The sequence below is a fragment of the Sphingorhabdus sp. genome, from assembly GCF_044239665.1.
GTDB lineage: Bacteria > Pseudomonadota > Alphaproteobacteria > Sphingomonadales > Sphingomonadaceae > Sphingorhabdus_B.
The window spans coordinates 110,846-128,361 of the sequence record NZ_JBIIBA010000002.1; the positions used below are offsets into that span (position 1 = coordinate 110,846).

The 17,516-nt window shown below is 55.4% G+C and carries 11 protein-coding genes and 1 tRNA gene; 5 read left to right on the forward strand and 7 right to left on the reverse strand.

The window, feature by feature from the left end:
* Positions 1-78 precede the first annotated feature (78 nt).
* Both prfB and ACILP3_RS01290 read right to left on the reverse strand, forming a co-directional pair.
* A complete protein-coding gene (gene prfB / locus ACILP3_RS01285; RefSeq protein WP_395614862.1) occupies positions 79-1,206 on the reverse strand; it encodes a peptide chain release factor 2 in 1,128 nt (375 codons plus the stop codon).
* Between the two features lie 132 nt (positions 1,207-1,338).
* The gene (locus tag ACILP3_RS01290) at positions 1,339-3,855 is read right to left on the reverse strand and encodes a penicillin-binding protein 1A (protein WP_395614863.1); all 2,517 of its coding nucleotides are present in this window, start codon (positions 3,853-3,855) and stop codon (positions 1,339-1,341) included.
* A 651-nt stretch (positions 3,856-4,506) separates the two neighbouring features.
* On the opposite strand from ACILP3_RS01290, the gene ACILP3_RS01295 reads away from it, so the two are divergent.
* From ACILP3_RS01295 to ACILP3_RS01305, 3 genes are all read left to right on the forward strand, one after another.
* Positions 4,507-7,131, forward strand: a complete 2,625-nt coding sequence (locus ACILP3_RS01295; protein WP_395614864.1) for a ribonuclease E/G — start codon at positions 4,507-4,509, stop codon at positions 7,129-7,131.
* 109 nt (positions 7,132-7,240) lie between these two features.
* Positions 7,241-8,608: a M48 family metalloprotease gene (locus tag ACILP3_RS01300; RefSeq protein ID WP_395614865.1), complete on the forward strand. Its 1,368-nt coding sequence runs from the start codon at positions 7,241-7,243 to the stop codon at positions 8,606-8,608.
* 56 nt (positions 8,609-8,664) lie between these two features.
* Positions 8,665-9,489 (forward strand): DsbA family protein, encoded by an 825-nt coding sequence (locus tag ACILP3_RS01305; RefSeq protein ID WP_395614866.1) that lies wholly within the window; start codon positions 8,665-8,667, stop codon positions 9,487-9,489.
* 205 nt (positions 9,490-9,694) lie between these two features.
* Here the strand turns inward: ACILP3_RS01305 and ACILP3_RS01310 are convergent, their stop codons facing one another.
* Positions 9,695-10,381 carry an RlmE family RNA methyltransferase gene (locus ACILP3_RS01310; RefSeq protein WP_333567104.1) on the reverse strand — a complete coding sequence of 229 codons (687 nt, stop codon included), beginning with the start codon at positions 10,379-10,381 and terminating at the stop codon, positions 9,695-9,697.
* A gap of 3 nt (positions 10,382-10,384) precedes the next feature.
* Positions 10,385-11,569, reverse strand: coding sequence for a Ppx/GppA phosphatase family protein (locus ACILP3_RS01315; protein WP_395614867.1), 1,185 nt, complete (start codon positions 11,567-11,569; stop codon positions 10,385-10,387).
* Between the two features lie 170 nt (positions 11,570-11,739).
* Here ACILP3_RS01315 and ACILP3_RS01320 point away from each other — a divergent pair.
* Both ACILP3_RS01320 and ACILP3_RS01325 read left to right on the forward strand, forming a co-directional pair.
* A tRNA-Gln gene (locus ACILP3_RS01320) sits at positions 11,740-11,813 on the forward strand.
* 94 nt (positions 11,814-11,907) lie between these two features.
* The gene (locus ACILP3_RS01325; RefSeq protein WP_395614868.1) at positions 11,908-13,524 is read left to right on the forward strand and encodes an AbgT family transporter; all 1,617 of its coding nucleotides are present in this window, start codon (positions 11,908-11,910) and stop codon (positions 13,522-13,524) included.
* Between the two features lie 53 nt (positions 13,525-13,577).
* On the opposite strand, the gene ACILP3_RS01330 is transcribed toward ACILP3_RS01325, so the two are convergent.
* The 3 genes from ACILP3_RS01330 to ACILP3_RS01340 are packed head-to-tail and all read right to left on the reverse strand — an operon-like array spanning position 13,578 to position 16,799.
* Positions 13,578-14,828, reverse strand: a complete 1,251-nt coding sequence (locus ACILP3_RS01330; RefSeq protein WP_395614869.1) for an ABC transporter permease — start codon at positions 14,826-14,828, stop codon at positions 13,578-13,580.
* Entirely contained in the window at positions 14,825-15,538 is a 714-nt protein-coding gene (locus tag ACILP3_RS01335) for an ABC transporter ATP-binding protein (RefSeq protein ID WP_395614870.1), read from the reverse strand. Before ACILP3_RS01335 ends, ACILP3_RS01330 begins: the two co-directional genes overlap by 4 nt.
* On the reverse strand, positions 15,519-16,799 hold the full coding sequence (locus ACILP3_RS01340) for an efflux RND transporter periplasmic adaptor subunit (RefSeq protein ID WP_395614871.1): 1,281 nt from the start codon (positions 16,797-16,799) through the stop codon (positions 15,519-15,521). The genes ACILP3_RS01335 and ACILP3_RS01340 overlap by 20 nt, the downstream gene beginning before the upstream one ends.
* Between the last annotated feature and the right edge of the window lie 717 nt (positions 16,800-17,516).

A 17,516-nucleotide genomic window follows, 5' to 3' on the forward strand; every position in this document is an offset into this window, starting at 1 on the left:
TAAGTTTTTTAGCATAGAGCAATTGTCGGGCGGCGCTTCTTGAAACAAGTGCAGCCTGACGGGCTAACAGACGGAAAATTAATCCACGTCGTCAACGGCGATGGCTTCACCTGTAACCCGCTGGGCCAATGCCGCGGCGATGAAATTGTCGAGGTCGCCGTCTAGTACGTCGCTGGGTGTTGGCGATGTGACGCCGGTGCGCAAGTCTTTGACCATTTGATAAGGTTGCAACACGTACGAACGGATTTGGTGGCCCCAACCGATTTCGGTTTTGGCCGCATATTCGCCGCTCGCGACCTCTTCGCGCTTGCGCAGTTCGGCTTCATATAGCCGTGCCTTCAACATGCCCATCGCGGTGGCGCGGTTTTTATGTTGGCTGCGGTCATTCTGGCTCGCAACGACGATGCCTGAGGGTTTGTGCGTGATGCGGACGGCCGAGTCCGTGGTGTTAACGTGCTGCCCGCCTGCGCCAGACGCGCGGTAGGTGTCGATCTTCAAATCGCCTTCGTTGATTTCAATGTCGATATTGTCGTCAATGACCGGATACACCCAGACGCTTGAAAAGCTGGTATGCCGCTTTGCCGCGCTGTCATAAGGCGAAATGCGGACCAGACGGTGGACGCCGCTTTCGGTCTTGGCATAGCCATAAGCATTCTCGCCCTTCACCAGCAAGGTGGCGGATTTGATGCCCGCCTGATCGCCTGCCTGATAATCGACCATCTCAACCTTATACCCGCGTTGTTCGGCCCAGCGATAATACATGCGCTGAAGCATTTCGGCCCAGTCCTGGCTCTCGGTGCCGCCAGCGCCCGCATGAATTTCAATGAAAGTGTCGTTGCCGTCTGCCTCACCCGACAGCAATGCAGAGACCTTGTCGCGGTCGGCACGGTCAGCCAATGCTTTCAATGCAGCGGCGCCCTCATCGCCCAATTCGGCGTCGCCTTCCATCTCGGCAAGCTCGATTAATTCAACCGTGCCCGCCTTGTCGGCGTCGATTTCGCGCACGGTCCCAATGGCCGCATCCAAGCGGCGGCGTTCGCGCATAACTTCTTCGGCAGCTTTCGGATTATCCCACAAGGTCGGGTCCTCAACCTTGGCGTTCAGTTCGTCCAAGCGGCGCAAAGCACGGTCCCAATCAAGCGACATCTTGACGAGGTTGAGGGCGGCATCAATGCGGGCAACATAGCCTTCTGCGTCGGCGCGCATAAGAAACTCCAAGGGAATGAAAAGGTCAGCCGCGGCCTTTAGCGGATTGGGCGCTCAAGTCAAAGGCAGCGATGACCGCAATTATCTGCCGCAACCCAAAATCTAATAGGGTCCTGACCCTAAGCACTAAACCTAATAAATTCCGCCTTCTTGCTGGATAAACTCCTGGTCGCGCTTTGTCCCGACGCTTGCGCTTGGGGCATTGGCTGCGCCGGCAGCACCAGCAGACTCCGTTTCAGCCGCTTTCTTTGGCGTGTCATCCCGCGTGGCCAGCTCTTCTTGACGGATAGATCGCTTGGGTTCTGTCTCGGCCTTGAACGCCTCCCAAATCACGGCGCTTAGCGGGTCATCACTCGGCCAAGCACCATATACGCGCTTGCCACTTCTGCGATCTACGCGAACAAGCCGTGTTCCGGCAGGCGCGATAAACGGTGTCTTTGGCATATCGGCCATCGCTGTGCGCGCGAACTGTTTGAAAACGGGCGCAGCCAGTGAGCTTCCCTGCGCATAGCCGCCCATATTGCGCGGTTGGTCAAAGCCCAGATAGAGGCCAGCGACCAAATGCGGTGATCCGCCAATGAACCAGACATTTGTGGGGCCGGTGGTTGTTCCGGTTTTGCCGAACAATGGCCGGTCAAGTTCACGCAATGTGACAGCCGTGCCACGCGCAATCACGCCTTCCAACATATGCACGACTTGATAGGCCGTGATGGGATCCATGACTTGCTTGCCGGCAGGTGTGAAGCGCGGCATTGGCCTGCCATTCCAATCGGGCGCGCGGCACCCCACACAAGGCTTCCATTTGGCGGGCCAAATAACCTTGCCTTTGCGATTTTGGGCAAAATCAATGAATGTCGGTTTCAATTCACGGCCATGATTGACCAGCATCGAATAGGCATTGACCATCTTCAACACTGTCGTGTCCCCTGCACCAAGGGCATAAGAGAGATAATCAGGATAATCCCCAATCGACATGTCACGCAAAGTGTCCGTCACATTGTCCATACCCGATTCAGCCGCCGCCCGCACCGTCATCAGGTTGCGAGATTGTTCAAGACCCCAGCGCATGGTTTGCGGCCCTGCCCCGCCACCTGTGAAATTGCGAAAGCATTTTTGGCCTAAGTTCGCACCCTGCCAGACGCAATAAGGACCATCGACGATAATCGACGTGGGCGTCATCCCATTGTCGAGCGCAGTTGCGTAGACAAAGGGTTTAATGGTTGATCCGGGCTGCCTTTGTGCCTGCGTCGCGCGGTTGAAGCTGGATATACGATTATCGAAGCCACCTTGCACCGCGAGCACACGGCCATTGAAAGGATTCTGGACAACCATGCCGCCGCCGACCTCTGGCACGCTGCGGACAACGAAGCTGTTCGTGCCATTGGGGGCAACGGCGATCACATCACCTGCCTTCATCGCGGCTGGACCGCCATCAATGCGCGCGGTCGAACCATCCGCAAATCCAACGCGCCCCTTGCCCAGCGCAACGCCAGCACGCCAATTGGCATAATCGATACCAATATTGGTCGACGCAAAGCGGGATGGCCATTTGTCATCGGTAACGTCAATTGTGCCCAAATTGGCTTTCCAAGCCTTGCCAGCATTGTAGCGTAGCAAGCCGTCACGCAACGCCTTGGTCGCCGCAAGTTGATGCTCGGGATGCATGGATGACCGAACCCACAAACCGCCCGAATAGACGCTATAGGGCCCTGCCTCGTCAGTTTCGCCAAATTTTTCTATAAGCTGGCGGCGCACTTCTTCTGCAAAATAACCGCCAACATTTTTATAACCGGTACCGCGTTGCGTCACCAGGCCAAGCGGTTGGGCCCGCGCGGTCGCAAGCTGCGCATCGGTGATCCATCCATTCGCGTGCATTTCGCCAAGCACCCAATTACGACGGGACATGGCAAGATCCGCATTTTTGGAGCGCCCATAACGTTCCGGCGCCTTTGGTAGGATAGCCAGAAAGGCCATTTCATGCAGTAAAAGCTTATCAACGCTTTTACCGAAATAGGCCTGCGCCGCGGCCTCAACGCCGAAAGATTGGCGTCCAAGGGCGATTTCATTGAGGTAAAGCGACAAAATCTGAGGCTTGGTCAGCGCGCTTTCGATACGCCTGGCCAAGATCGCTTCTTTGACCTTGCGGGTGTAACTATATTCGTTGGTCAACAGCAGGTTTTTCGCAACCTGTTGTGTGATGGTCGATGCGCCACGCGACCGCTTGTCGCTAAAAATATTGTCAAAAATGGCGGACGCGATACCGGGATAATCTATCCCGCCATGGCTGAAAAATGTTTTGTCCTCGGCCGCGAGATAGGCATGCACCAACGTTTTTGGAAAGTCGGCATATTCCAATTGAACGCGCCGTTCCCGGGCATAGCTGTGAAAAGGCTCTCCGTTGATATCGCGCACCACCGTTGGCAGCGGCGATTCATATTCGATGAGCGCCTCTGCATCAGGAAGATTGCGGGCAAACAAGGCCCAGAATATCAAAAGCAGAACGAAAAGCGCACTTGCGGCGTAAGTCGCCAAACGAAAACGCTTGTTTTGCCACCATCCACGCCAGCGAGTCACAAAATCTTCGGCGTCGCGTTTCAGCCGGTAACTGATAGTTGTCGGCACTTCGGCAGGTGGTGACTGATTATCCATTGCGGGCCCTATCTAGCCGATTTGCCGGGCAGGTCCAGAATGTAAATCAGAAAATGGACGCGAATTTAGCCACATGCTTGTTTAACATGACGCAATCCGCCGCGCAGAATTGACTTAAATGGCATTGAACAGCGCCCCGCGCCCTCGCGCTATACTGTGGTGGCGGCAGGAACCGCATATCCGTTGCTTTTACCACATGCGCTATTTCAAGCGGCACAACATTTTTTACAGACAATGGTCCCGGCTAATCCGCATTATAAAAATAACGGTCCATGAGACGTAATTACAGGCTAAATCGCGGGATGCTCTTGCCGATAACATGCAGGAGTGCTAGCGTTTCCCTACAGGGAGTTCTGAAGAATGCCCCGATAGTCCGCCGTTCGTTGTTAACGTTCGGCATTTTAACAGGTTGACGCTTCATGAGGCATGATATTTCCAACAACGCCGCCCGGTCTGGGTATGGCGCATGGGTTGGAAATCACGCGCGCGCGATACACGCCCGCCATGCACAAGCAGCAGACGCATTTTTAACTTTTCCACCACATCGCTTTGCCGACAGGAACGCTGTGCGTCCGGTCCGGCAACGTATTAACAAAGAAGCGAGCGGCCATCGGCTAATAATCGGCTGCCGGCCTCGCTGGAGTAAATTACATGACAACGCGTATGCTTATCGACGCGCGTCACCGGGAAGAAACCCGGGTCGCAGTCGTAACAGGAAACCAGATTGAGGAATTCGATTTTGAGTCGGCGGAGCACAAGCAGCTCAAAGGCAATATCTATCTTGCAAAAGTAACCAGGGTAGAACCATCGCTTCAGGCGGCTTTCATTGATTATGGCGGTAACCGCCACGGATTTTTGGCGTTTGCCGAAATTCACCCCGATTATTACCAGATCCCTCGGGAAGACCGCGACCGGTTGTTGGCCGAAGAAGCTGAGGCTGCGGCTGAAGAGGCTGCGCTGCGTGAGCAGGAAGAAGAGGAAAGCGATGAGCCTTCCGATATCATGCAGGGCTCGGCGGAACGTGATGATGATGCAACCGACCTTATTGAGGTCGATAGCGACGACAGCATCGATACCATAGACATGACCGAGGGTGAAGAACCCGACCTTGGCGGCAATGGCGACGATTCCGACGAAAACGGAAACGGCGAAAACGGCAGCGAAAATGGCCGCAACAACCGTCGCCGTCGTGGTCGCGGTGGCCGAAATAACGAAGGCCGCGCGCCGAAGGCAAGCGACGAGGTGCGCGCAAAGCGTATGAACTTACGTCGCCGGTACAAAATCCAGGACGTCATTCATCGTCGTCAAGTTTTGCTCGTTCAAGTCGTGAAAGAAGAACGAGGCAACAAGGGTGCGGCGCTCACTACATATTTGAGCTTGGCGGGCCGTTATTGCGTCCTCATGCCGAATACGTCGCATGGCGGCGGTATCAGCCGTAAAATTCATAGCGCAGCCGACCGTAAGCGTTTGAAAACGATTATTTCTGACCTTACCTTGCCATCCACCATGGGTTGCATAATTCGGACCGCTGGGCTTGCCCGGACGAAGCCTGAAATCAAGCGTGATTTTGATTATCTGGCGCGCCTGTGGGACGAAATCCGTGAGCGCACGCTGCGCGGGGCAGCGCCAATGCTGATCCATACTGACAGCGACCTTATCAAACGCGCCATCCGTGATATCTATAATAAGGATATTGACGAGGTGTTCGTTGAAGGGCCCGACGGGTATAAGGCGGCAAAGGACTTCATGAAGTTGCTTATGCCAAGCCACGCCAAGCGTGTGCAGCATTATGCCGACCCAGTGCCATTATTCCAACGCTATCATGTCGAAGATCAGTTGAACGCGATGTATCAACCGGTCGTTCAGTTGAAGTCTGGTGGCTATATTGTCATCAACCCAACCGAAGCATTGGTCTCGATCGACATCAACTCAGGCCGTTCGACCAAGGAACATGGCATTGAGCAAACCGCGCTTTCAACCAATTTGGAAGCTGCGCGCGAGATTGCCCGTCAGCTGCGCTTGCGCGATATGGCTGGCCTTGTTGTTATCGACTTCATCGATATGGAGCATCATTCGAACGCCCGCAAAGTCGAGCGTGCAATGAAAGAAGCCTTGAAGCATGATCGCGCCCGCATTCAGGTCGGTCGTATTTCCAGCTTTGGCCTGATGGAAATGAGCCGTCAGCGTCTGCGCACCGGCGTGCTGGAGGCATCGACCCGCGAATGTCCGCATTGTGAAGGCACGGGCCTTGTTCGCACAGCATCATCTGCTGCTTTGTCCGCGCTGCGCCTTATCGAAGACGAAGCGGCAAAGGGTCAAGGCAACCAGATCGTGTTGCAAGCAAGCCAAGAGGCGACCATTTATTGCCTCAACAACAAGCGTGCCGAATTGGCGGCGATCGAAGATCGCTATCATGTCCGCGTGCTGATCGTGCCCAATGGAGAGACCGAGGGCGCAAAGCTTGCGGTTTCCAGTTCCGGCCCGCGTCCAGAACGCCCGGTCGAACTGCCGCCGATTATCGATCTCGACGATGATGACATTGAAGACGATATCGAAGATTTCGACGACGAAGTTGAAGAAGCTGAGGAAACCGCGCGCGAGCCGCGTCGTGCCCGAGAAGAGCGTCCACGCGAAGAAGGCGAAGGCGGCGAAGGTCGCAAACGCAAGCGTCGCCGTGGCCGCCGTGGTGGCAAGGGTCGCGACCGTGATAGCCGGCCTGAGGGTGAGGATGCGGTTGCGGGCGAAAATGAGGCTACTGCGGAACGCGCCGAAGGCAATGACATCGCTCAAGCCCCTGAAGCGGATGCAGAAGCCAAACCAAAAGCACGTCGCGGACGTCGTGGTGGCAGGGGCCGTGACCGTCAGGAAACGGACGTTAATGCCATTGCCGAAACGTCAGCGCCTGCCGAAGCCGAAGCGCCTGCAGTCCCAGAAGTTACGCAAGAAGCCGATGCCAAGCCAAAGCGTCGCAGCCGCGCCAAGCCAAAGGCTGATGCGGTTGAGGTTGAAGCTACAGACGCACCTGCTGAGCCGGTGCCGGCGGTTGCCGCAAAAATAAAGGCCGCACCCAAACCACGCGGCAAGGCAAAGGCAACGCCTCCTGTTACGGAAACCGTGGCCGAAGAGGTTGTCGAGGCACCCAAGACCAAAGCCAAGGCCCCACGCAAGAAAGCGGCCGCAAAGGATGCCGCGCAAGACGTCGCATCCACGCAAGCGGACGGCGCGCCTGATGACGGCACGCCGCGCACTGGTTGGTGGCAACGCACCTTCGGTTAAGGAGCCATCTCGTAAAAAAAACTTAGCCCCGTTGGTCAGTGACTGGCGGGGCTTCGTTTTGTGTAATTTCTTCATTGCGCGTTCATGTAGTTCGGGCCATTCAACAGAGATGGATATTTTCACGTTTCGTGCCGTCCGGACAGCATTCATCCTGTTCCTTGCAGTATTGGTGTCCGTGCGCCCCGCCATGGCGCAGTCTATTTTGCGCGATGCAGAGACCGAGGCTTTTCTGGATGAGATTTCTGCGCCTTTGATTGAGGCAGCGGGGCTTGACCCCAAAAATGTCGACATCATCCTGATCAACGACAAGTCCATCAACGCCTTTGTCGCGGGCGGCCAGGCGGTTTACCTCCACAGCGGCTTGATCGATGCCGCAACTACCGCAAATGAGGTCCAAGGCGTGATCGCGCATGAACTTGGCCATATCGTTGGCGGCCACGTCGTGCGCTTCGACGAGGGCGTATCTGTCGCCAGCGGAATCAGCATAGCAAGTCTTATTTTGGCCGCAGCGGCCATGGCTGCAGGCGCAGGCGAAGCCGGCATGGGCATATTGTCGGCGGGGCAACAGGCGGCAATGGGCAAATTCTTGGCCTATAGCCGCGGACAAGAGGGCACAGCCGATGCGTCAGGTGCACAATATCTTTCCAGAGCGGGGATAACCGGCCGCGGTTCAATCAACTTTTTCAAAAAGCTGCAGAATTTTGAATTCCGCCTCGGTATTCCACAAGAGGACAGCTATGGCCGCACGCACCCGTTATCCGGTGAACGCATTTCCGTGCTGGAGGACACATATTCAGCCGACCCTGCGTGGAAAGCGCCTTTAAACCCCAAATGGGAAAGTGATTTCAAACGGGTTAAGGCAAAATTGACAGGCTATCTCGCCGACCCCACAGCCACGATGCGTGATTATCCTGAGTCCGACACATCGGTACCTGCCCGCTATGCGCGCGCTTATGCATGGCACAAGTCAGCTTATCCGCAAAAGGCCCTAAATGAATCATCCGCCCTCGTTGCTTCGGCACCCGAAGATCCCTATTTCCTCGAACTACATGGGCAAATCTTGCTGGAATCTGGGCGCCCTGCCGAGGCGATTGTGCCGTTGCGTAAAGCGGTAAACCTGACCGGCAACCAACCATTAATTGCCGCAATATTCGGACATGCGTTGGTCGCTACAGAAGATAAAACGCAGCTTGATGAAGCGGCAAAGGTGTTGAAAGCTGCTGTGGCCAAAGACAACCAAAACCCGTTTGCATGGTATCAGCTTGGTGTTGTTTATGCGCAGAAAGGCGACACTGCCCGCGCCGCACTTGCCAGCGCAGAACGCTATATGATGGAGGGCGCACCGCAATTTGCTTTGTCCAATGCGCAAACCGCCATGGCTGGATTGCCGGAATATTCGCCTGATTGGATCCGTGCGCAAGATATCAATATGGTGGCCGAAGCAAAGCTTGCGCAGTTAAAGAAACGCCGCCGCTAGGGTCAGGACCACTTAATTGCTGGCACATTGAATGCGGCGCGACTAAATCAGCCTTTATGACCCAACAAACGCCAACTCGCCGGATTATCATCGTAACGATTGTTTCGGGATTAGCCATCTTGCTTGCTTTGGCGGCCTATATTTTCTGGCCAAGCGCCGCCACGACTGCCCCTTCTGATGTTGCACCTGTCGCCGAAGATGCGGCTAAATCTGCGGATGATGCAGTTGCTGCTGCTGGCATGTCCGCCGCTGACCGCAAGGCGACAGAAGCATTGGTAAAAGCCTATATCCTTGAAAATCCCGAAATCATCACGGACGCTGTTGCCATTTTGCAGCAACGCCAAGTCACAGAACGCCTATCCGCAGCGGGAAATGACATCGCCAAGCCCTTCCCCGGGGCCGAGGCTGGTAACCCGAAGGGCGACGTGACGATTGTCGAATTTACCGACTATAATTGCGGATTTTGCCGAGCCAGTGTGCCCGATATCCAGCGCCTGTTAAAAAGCGATAGCAATCTCCGTTTGGTTTATCGCGAATTGCCGATCCTGAGCCAATCCAGCAGGGACGCAGCCTTATGGGCGCTTGCGGCCGCGCGCCAAGGCAAGCATAAGGCATTTCATGATGCATTGTTCGCCGCTGGCCCGGCTGATGAAACAAATATAGCTGCCGCAGCGCGCCAGGCAGGGCTTGATATGGCCGCAGCCCGCGCCTTTGCGGCATCACCGCAAGCAAACCAAGAAATCGAACGCAACTTGGCGTTTATGCAGCAAATCGGTTTCAACGGCACACCCACATTCATCATCGGTGACCAGATATTGGAAGGCGCCTTGGGCTATGATGCCCTGAAACGCGCCGTTGAAAAGGCACGCCAAAAAGGCTGATTAGGGTCAGGACCTATTTAATCCACCTTCGCGGTTTGAGACCATACTGTTCAGTGCAAGGCGGCAAGGCGCAGGCTTAGTGGTTCTAAGTCTAGCTTTGCCAACGCGGTAATGGACAGTATGGGTCAAATCCGAAGGACGTCAAAATGGCTTCGATATCTTTGCCATTTTGACGCCGCGATGCTGGATTTAAGTGGTCCTGACCCTAACCCTTTTTACCTTGCGCAATCACATACCATTCTACCGAGCCCTTACGGCTTGCTGGCGGCTTTGCATGTTTCACCGTAGTGAAGTTCGTTTTCAGAATACTCAGCATCGCTGGGTCAGTGCCGCCTGCAAACACCTTCGCGACAAAATCACCACCAGGCACCAGTACCTTGATTGCAAAATCCACCGCTGCCTCAACTAAGCCCATGGTGCGCAAATGGTCGGTCTGCTTATGCCCGACGGTGTTGGCCGCCATGTCTGACAAGATAAGGTCCGGCGCACTGCCAAGTTCAGCGATCAGCCGGTCTGGCGCGCTGTCATGCATGAAGTCCATCTCCAGCAGAATAACCCCCTCAAGCGGGTCAACTGGCAATAGGTCAATGCCGACAATTGCTGCCTTTGGTTGCTGCCGGCGCACCACCTGCGCCCATCCGCCGGGTGCGACGCCCAAATCGACAACCGCCTTTTTACCGCGCAAGATATGGAATTTTTCGTCGAGCTCCACCAGCTTATAGGCCGCTCGGCTGCGATAACCTTCGCCATGCGCGCGCTTCACATAAGGGTCATTCAACTGCCGCTCAAGCCAACGGGTCGATCCCGCCGTCCGCCGTTTTGCCGTTTTGACTTTCTGCTTGCCGGCCAGTGTCCGACCCGAATTTTTACCACCGAAAAGATTATCTGCCATGTCTCAATTCCGCCGATTACGGCGCTTGGCGTCGCTCGCCATCAGCGCACGCAATATACCTTCGCGAATGCCGCGATCTGCCACGCCCAGCCGTTCGCCGGGCCATATGTCGAAAATGGATTCTAGTATCGCACAACCAGCCACCACCAAATCGGCCCGTTCATGGCCGATGGTCGGAAACTCTGCGCGTCCGGCAATGTTGCGATGTGCCAACTCGCGGCTGATATCACGCATAGCAGAAGTCTGGAGACGCAAACCGTCCACTGCGCGCCGGTCATAGCTGTTCAGCTTCAAATAGACGCTGGCGAGCGTTGTGACGGTCCCTGATGTCCCCAATAGACGCCGATCGCCACCGTCTTTGGGCAAACGGGCCGCAAAGTCAGCAAAACTGGCCATGACTTTGTCGCGCATGGATTGGTAGCTTGCTTTCAACTGTTCCGGACTGTCGCCTTCCGTGCGTTCGCTTTCCGTAAGCGAAACGACGCCCCAAGGCACGCTCACCCAATCAAGAATTTCCGGAATGACACTGCGCGTCGACACGAGAACCAGTTCGGTCGACCCCCCACCAATGTCAAAAATCAGTGCGGGCCCTTCGCCGTCTTCCAAAAGAGCGTAGCAGCCCATAACCGCCAGCCGCGCTTCTTCCTTTGGACTGATAATGTCGAGGTGGATGCCGGTTTCCCGTTTCACTCGTTCGATAAACTGGGCCCCGTTCACTGCTTGACGGCAGGCCTCAGTCGCAACAGATCGGGCAAGCACCACGTTGCGTTTTTTAAGCTTTTCGGCACAAACGGTCAGCGCTTCAACCGCACGGTCCATGGCCTCCTCGCTCATGCGGCCAGTGGCGGTCATCCCCTCACCTAAGCGTACAACACGCGAAAACGCGTCCACGACCGTGAAATCGTCGCCACCTGCCCGCGCGATCAGTAACCGGCAATTGTTGGTACCCAGGTCAAGCGCCGCATAGGCGGTTCGCTCAAGCCAATTTCGACGCAACGCAACAATGTCACCCTGCGGCCTACCTTTGCTAGCCGACGTTGGGGCGTTTGGAGTGTCGGGACGCACTGCGCCCTTGGCCGAAGCCTGCTGCAGCATGGCAGCCTTGGGTGCCGCATTTTTGCGACGCGACGAATTTTTACGTTTTCGTCCGCGTCCTTTTTGCGGCGATGGCGCGACATTTTCGCCCATAGCCGATAACTCACTTCTTATTTTCTATCCGGTCGAATGTGCCGCCGGTACCTGAAATCGATGTTACGCGCAGAGAGACAAAGTTTCAACATTTTTGAAGATTTCCCCGCAACCGCCCAATTCAGCGGGTTGACCGAATATAGCCACGAGCATATACGCCCACCCCTTGCTCCCCGGTCGTCTAACGGTAAGACTACGGACTCTGACTCCGTCTATTGAGGTTCGAATCCTTACCGGGGAACCACGTTACCGCATGTATATAACGGCAAAAGGCACTTGTCAGCGCGTGTAATAATGTTACATCCATTTTTGGGGGAGCATTGTGGGAAGCGGACTTTATGCGCGCAGAGGCTGTAAACGCTACAGATAACAATAAATTCTTGGGCTGGATTGAACGGGCTGGCAACAAATTGCCCGATCCGGTCTTCTTGTTTCTGTATCTGGTCGCCGGTCTCATATTGCTATCCGTGTTCGGCGCCGCGATGAATTGGTCGGCGGTGCATCCAACTGAAATCGACCCTGAGACAGGTACGAATAAAGTGATTGCCGCAACCAGCCTGTTGTCGGCCGAAAATATCCGTAAATTGTGGGTTGAAATGCCCAAGACTTTTACGGGATTTCACCCGCTCGGATATGTCTTGGTCGTCATGTTGGGCGCTGGTGTCGCCGAAAAATCGGGACTATTCGGCGCAGCGATGCGTGCTGGTGTCGCAAACGCCCCGACCTATCTGTTGACACCGATCGTCGCCTTGGTCGCGATGATGGGCAATTTGGCTGCTGATGCGGCTTATGTGGTTCTCATTCCCTTAGCCGGCGTGATCTACGCTGCGGCCGGGCGCCACCCCATTGCCGGGATAGCAGCCGCCTTTGCAGGGGTTTCAGGGGGCTTTTCCGCAAATCTGTTTCCGGGACAACTCGACGCGTTATTGTTCGGCATAACGCAGTCAGCGGCCAATACGGTGTTTCCCGATTGGCAAGCGAATATCGCCGGAAACTGGTATTTCATTGTGGGCATGACGGTCGTTTTCCTACCGGTGATTTGGTACGTCACTGACAAAATTGTCGAGCCGCGCCTTGGCGCATATCGAGCCGAAGGCGCGCAAGCCATTGCGGCGGGCATGACAATGACAGAAACCGTCGATGCCAGCAGCGTTTCGGAATCCGATATTAGCCAGCCACTCTCTTCGGACCAACGCAAGGGGCTTCGTCATGCAGGTCTGGCAAGCTTAGCTGTCGCTGCGCTCTGGATGTTCATGACGCTTGGCCCCGATACGGCATTGATTGACGAAACCGCGCCAGCAGAGGCACAGCTTACGCCATTTTATCAGTCACTTGTTGCTGGATTCATGATACTTTTTCTGCTGGCCGGTTGGGCGTATGGCCGCGCTACGGGCATCATCAAAAACCACCGAGACCTTGTGCGGATGATGTCAGATTCCATGGCTGATATGGCATATTTCCTAGTTCTTGCTTTCGCCATTTCGCATTTCGTTGCCATGTTTGGTTGGTCAAATCTTGGCCTCATCACGGCTGTCCATGGTTCAGACGGACTGAACGCATTGGCATTGCCTGCTCCGCTTTTGCTCATTCTTGTGGTGTTATTCACGGCAGCGCTGAACCTGTTTATCGGCTCGGCCAGTGCCAAATGGGCTCTATTGGCGCCCGTTCTTGTTCCCATGCTGATGCTCTTGGGCGTCAGCGCCGAAATGACGACGGCTGCCTATCGGGTCGGCGACGGGGCAACGAATATCATCACACCTTTGATGGTCTATTTCCCTCTCATCCTTGTGTTTTGCCAACGCTGGGTCAAGGACTTCGGTATCGGAAGTCTTGCCGCGACAATGATCCCTTATTCCATCGGATTATTGCTGATTGGCATGGCGCTTGTCGGGGTTTGGGTTGCGGCAGAAGTTCCGCTTGGTCCATCGGCTCCGGTATATCTGACCACGCGCTGATCTCACCCCGCAACCTGGCGAACCAACGGACCGCATCAGAGCGTCTGCGCCCGCTATTCGCTTCGCAACGCCTCAATCGGTGAGAGGCGCGATGCTCGGATGGCGGGATAGCCGCCGAAAACCAGACCGATAATGGCAGAAAAAGCAACAGCCATTATCGCCGTATCAAGGCCGATTGGCGCGGGGAATTCGGCTATACGCTCGAAAATCGAGGCGGCCAATATGGCCAACGACAGGCCAATTGCTCCGCCGATCACGCACAATACGGCTGCCTCCACCAAAAACTGGTTGCGAATATCGCTGCGTTTTGCGCCCAATGCCATGCGTAGCCCGATTTCACGGGTGCGCTCCGTCACACTGACCAGCATGATGTTCATGATACCAATCCCGCCGACCAGAAGCGAAATCGATGCAATGGCGACAAGCACGGCTTGGAATATCTGCGTTACTTCGCCCGTGGTTTCGGCAATTTCGGTAGTCGTGCGCACGGTGAACGGGTTGATCTTGCCTTTCGCCACGCGGTACCGGTCGCGCAACAAGCGCTCTATTTCCTTTTGCCCCGACAGCAGCGCGTCTTCATCCTCAAAACCAACAAAGATCAACGTCACATCGTCGGGTCCCTGTGTAGCGGTGGTCAATAAACGTTGGCGTAACGTCGTTATCGGCACGACGATTTGGTCGTCATTATCATTACCCAAATTGCTGCCCTTGCTTTCGAGAAGGCCGATGACAGTGAAAGGCGCGCGATTAATCCGAATAGTTTCACCAACCGGACTTGTGTCTGGGAACAACTTATTAGCAACGGTTTCGCCAATAACGGCAACGCGCGCCGCCGAACCAATGTCGCTTTGCGTCAGAAACCGGCCTTCGGATGCTGTGATATTGGAGACAATGCCATATTCAGGGGTCGCGCCAGTTGCCTGCGTCGTTGCACTTCGCCCCGGCGTCACAATCTGGACACTGCTGCGGATTTGCGGAGCGACCGCGCTTACACCCGATACCTCGCGCAGGATTGCCTGACCGTCGCGCTCGGTCAATCTGCCGCGATCACTTGATCGTGGGGGCCCGCTGCCGCTGTCGGGCTGTGGCACGACGATGGCCATGTTCGACCCCAAAGTCGCAATTTGCTGCGACACCGAAACCTGCGCACCATTTCCAACCGCCACTGCCAAGATAACGGAGAATACCCCAATCATGACGCCCAAGGTGGTCAGGATTGAACGCATCAAATTGGTGCGCAGCGCCGTCAGCGCAATCGCGACATTCACGCCCCATCCAGCAAATGACGCGAGCAAGTCTTTCATGTCGCGCTGGCCCTGCGGCGCGACTTGACCGCGGCGTCCTCAATCACCTGCCCGTCGCGAAAGACAATCCGCCGCGCCGCATATTCGGCGATATCGGGTTCATGCGTCACGAGCACAACGGTTATGCCGTCGTCATTCAATTTCTGAAAAATGCCCATAATGTCCAATGATGTCTGCGTATCCAATGCGCCCGTTGGCTCGTCGGCCAGCAGCATCAGCGGGTCTGTGACCAAAGCCCGTGCGATGGCCACACGCTGTTGCTGCCCACCCGAAAGCTTCGCAGGCGTATTCTGTAGGCGGTTGGCAAGGCCCATGGCCTCCAACTTATCCTGCGCGCGCCTGCGCCGCTCGGCATAGCCAATCCCAGCATAGATCAGCGGCACGGCAACATTATCGAGCGCGCTGGTCCGCGCGAGCAAATTGAACTGTTGAAACACGAAACCGATTTTACGGTTGCGAATTTCGGCCAGCGCATCGCTATCCAGCGATTTGGTGTCGATCCCGTCCAACAACAATGTGCCTGATGTCGGAATGTCCAAGCAACCGATCATGTTCATGAAGGTTGATTTACCCGACCCGCTGGCCCCCATGATCGCAACAAATTCGCCACGCGAAATGGACAGTGAGACATTGTTCACCGCATGGACAATTTCGCCGCCAATCGCATAATCCTTAACCAGATCATGCGTTTCAAGAAGCGGCGTTGTCATCTTCATCCGCGCTTTCGTCATTCTCTTTCTTGGGCTTCAGCGATTTTGTGCGCACCAATATCTTATCACCGGTCTTTATGCCTGAGATGACCTCGGTATATTCTTCACCCTGCAATCCGGTTCGGATAACTCTCCGCACGGGTCGATAAGGGTCGTCGCCAACCACATAGACTTTCGGGCGGACAACTGCTTTTTTTGCAGGGTCCGACACTGGCTTTTCCGCCGCAGATTTTGGCCGGTCGGCCAAGCGCGGCCGAAACCGCATCGCGTTGGTTGGCACCCGCGTGACATTGGTTCGGACATCCGTAATGATTTCGACATTGGCTGTCATGCCCGGCAGCAGCTTCCCATTCACATTATCGACATCGATAATCACAAGGTAGCTGACGACATTTTGCGCCTCTACGGGCGCTTGCCGCACCTGCCGGACCTTGGCCTTGAAGACATCATCGGGATAGCTGTCGACGGTAAAGCTGACCATCTGCCCCGCGCGAATTTGCCCGATATCGGCTTCATCGACCGATGCCTCCACCTGCATCTTCGTCGTATCTGCGGCGATTTCGAACAAATTCGGCGTCTGAAAACTTGCCGCAACGGTTGTGCCCGGTTCAACCAATTTGTTGATAATCACCCCGCTTGCAGGCGCGACGATAATGGTCCGGCTAAGGTCAAGCGTCGCCGACGACAGTTCCGCATTGCCCTGCCGGATCTGCGCACCGCCGCTTTGCGTTTGCGCCAAGGCGACCTGCACGGCGTTGCGCGCGCTGTTCAGCTTGCTTTGCGCGATATCTAGGCCTGCCTTAGAAACAAAGCCGCGTTCCGCCAGCGCCTTTTGCCTGTCAAAATCGCGCTCTTGAATTTCCAACTCAGCCCGCGCCCGCGCCACATTGGCCGCCGTCTGTTGCAGATTGGCGCGCGCCACGGCAACCTGCGCCTCGGACTGCTCGACCCGCGCGCGGACCCGCGTCGGGTCAATTTCGGCCAACACTTGGCCTGCCCGCACGCGCGAGTTGAAATCGACATATACTTTGGTGATCTGCCCCGAAACTTCAGCGCCGACCTTAATCGTATTCAAGGCGCGCACTTTACCACTGGCGGAAACCTTGCGAACAACGTCGCCGCGCGTAACAGCTTCGCTGATATAGGTATAATCAGGCGGCGTTGGACGAACGATCCGATACACAATAAAAAGCAGCAGCAGCGCAATCAACACCGACCATATCGGATGACGTTTTGTCCATGAAATGAAGGTAGTTAGCATATTACCTCGCCCAGTGCCTTTGGTTTCCCCCGCTGTATCTTGGGTTGAGCAAACTGGCTAGCGGTTATGTGGGGTAAGGTGACATTTGCGCTGCCCCCTTGGCTCGTCATCCTGAACTCGTTTCAGGATAACATGCGACGGTGGTGCGTTATCCTGAAACGAGTTCAGGATGACGAAAAGGTGACAGGTGAGTTTCGGTAACTACTGCGTCATCCACGAAATAGCTTTCGCTTGTAATGTAGGATTTGTTTTGAGATTCTGTGCGCTAATCCCACAATATTTGCGCGACCGGCTCTTTGAATATGTTGAACCCCAATCCGGCTTTTGGGCCCGGCAAACCAACTGCGCAATGTTGCGGTAAGTTTACAGAAATACCGCGTTTTGGGTATATGTTTGTAAACTTAGGGCTCCGAGGACAGGTGCGTCATCGCCCGAAAAACCGTCGCACCAGCGAAGGCTGGTGCCCATCACGTCTGTCCGGATAGGCCGACGGGCGAGATAGGCCCCAGCCTGCGCTGGGGCGACGAATTACGGACGAATTCCGGTGACAATTGCGTCATCCTCGCAATAGCTGTCACGCAAGCCCTGCCACATCATTTACCCGCCATTTCCAAAAAACAAGGCTGGCTTTTGACGATAAAAGAAATGTCTCTATTGTAAATTACTGCATTGCCGTCAAAGAGCGCCCTGAATCATGGAGTGAATAATGGCTTTTTC

What these genes read in the sequence shown, in the direction of transcription:
- ACILP3_RS01335 (WP_395614870.1), bottom strand. Translation starts at nt 15,538, where the DNA reads ATGACAACGCCGCTTCTTGAAACGCATGATCTGGTTAAGGATTATGCG.
- ACILP3_RS01305 (WP_395614866.1), top strand. Translation starts at nt 8,665, where the DNA reads ATGACCCAACAAACGCCAACTCGCCGGATTATCATCGTAACGATTGTT.
- ACILP3_RS01340 (WP_395614871.1), bottom strand. Translation starts at nt 16,799, where the DNA reads ATGCTAACTACCTTCATTTCATGGACAAAACGTCATCCGATATGGTCG.
- ACILP3_RS01330 (WP_395614869.1), bottom strand. Translation starts at nt 14,828, where the DNA reads ATGAAAGACTTGCTCGCGTCATTTGCTGGATGGGGCGTGAATGTCGCG.
- ACILP3_RS01310 (WP_333567104.1), bottom strand. Translation starts at nt 10,381, where the DNA reads ATGGCAGATAATCTTTTCGGTGGTAAAAATTCGGGTCGGACACTGGCC.
- ACILP3_RS01315 (WP_395614867.1), bottom strand. Translation starts at nt 11,569, where the DNA reads ATGGGCGAAAATGTCGCGCCATCGCCGCAAAAAGGACGCGGACGAAAA.
- ACILP3_RS01300 (WP_395614865.1), top strand. Translation starts at nt 7,241, where the DNA reads ATGGATATTTTCACGTTTCGTGCCGTCCGGACAGCATTCATCCTGTTC.
- ACILP3_RS01295 (WP_395614864.1), top strand. Translation starts at nt 4,507, where the DNA reads ATGACAACGCGTATGCTTATCGACGCGCGTCACCGGGAAGAAACCCGG.
- ACILP3_RS01325 (WP_395614868.1), top strand. Translation starts at nt 11,908, where the DNA reads ATGCGCGCAGAGGCTGTAAACGCTACAGATAACAATAAATTCTTGGGC.
- ACILP3_RS01290 (WP_395614863.1), bottom strand. Translation starts at nt 3,855, where the DNA reads ATGGATAATCAGTCACCACCTGCCGAAGTGCCGACAACTATCAGTTAC.
- prfB (WP_395614862.1), bottom strand. Translation starts at nt 1,206, where the DNA reads ATGCGCGCCGACGCAGAAGGCTATGTTGCCCGCATTGATGCCGCCCTC.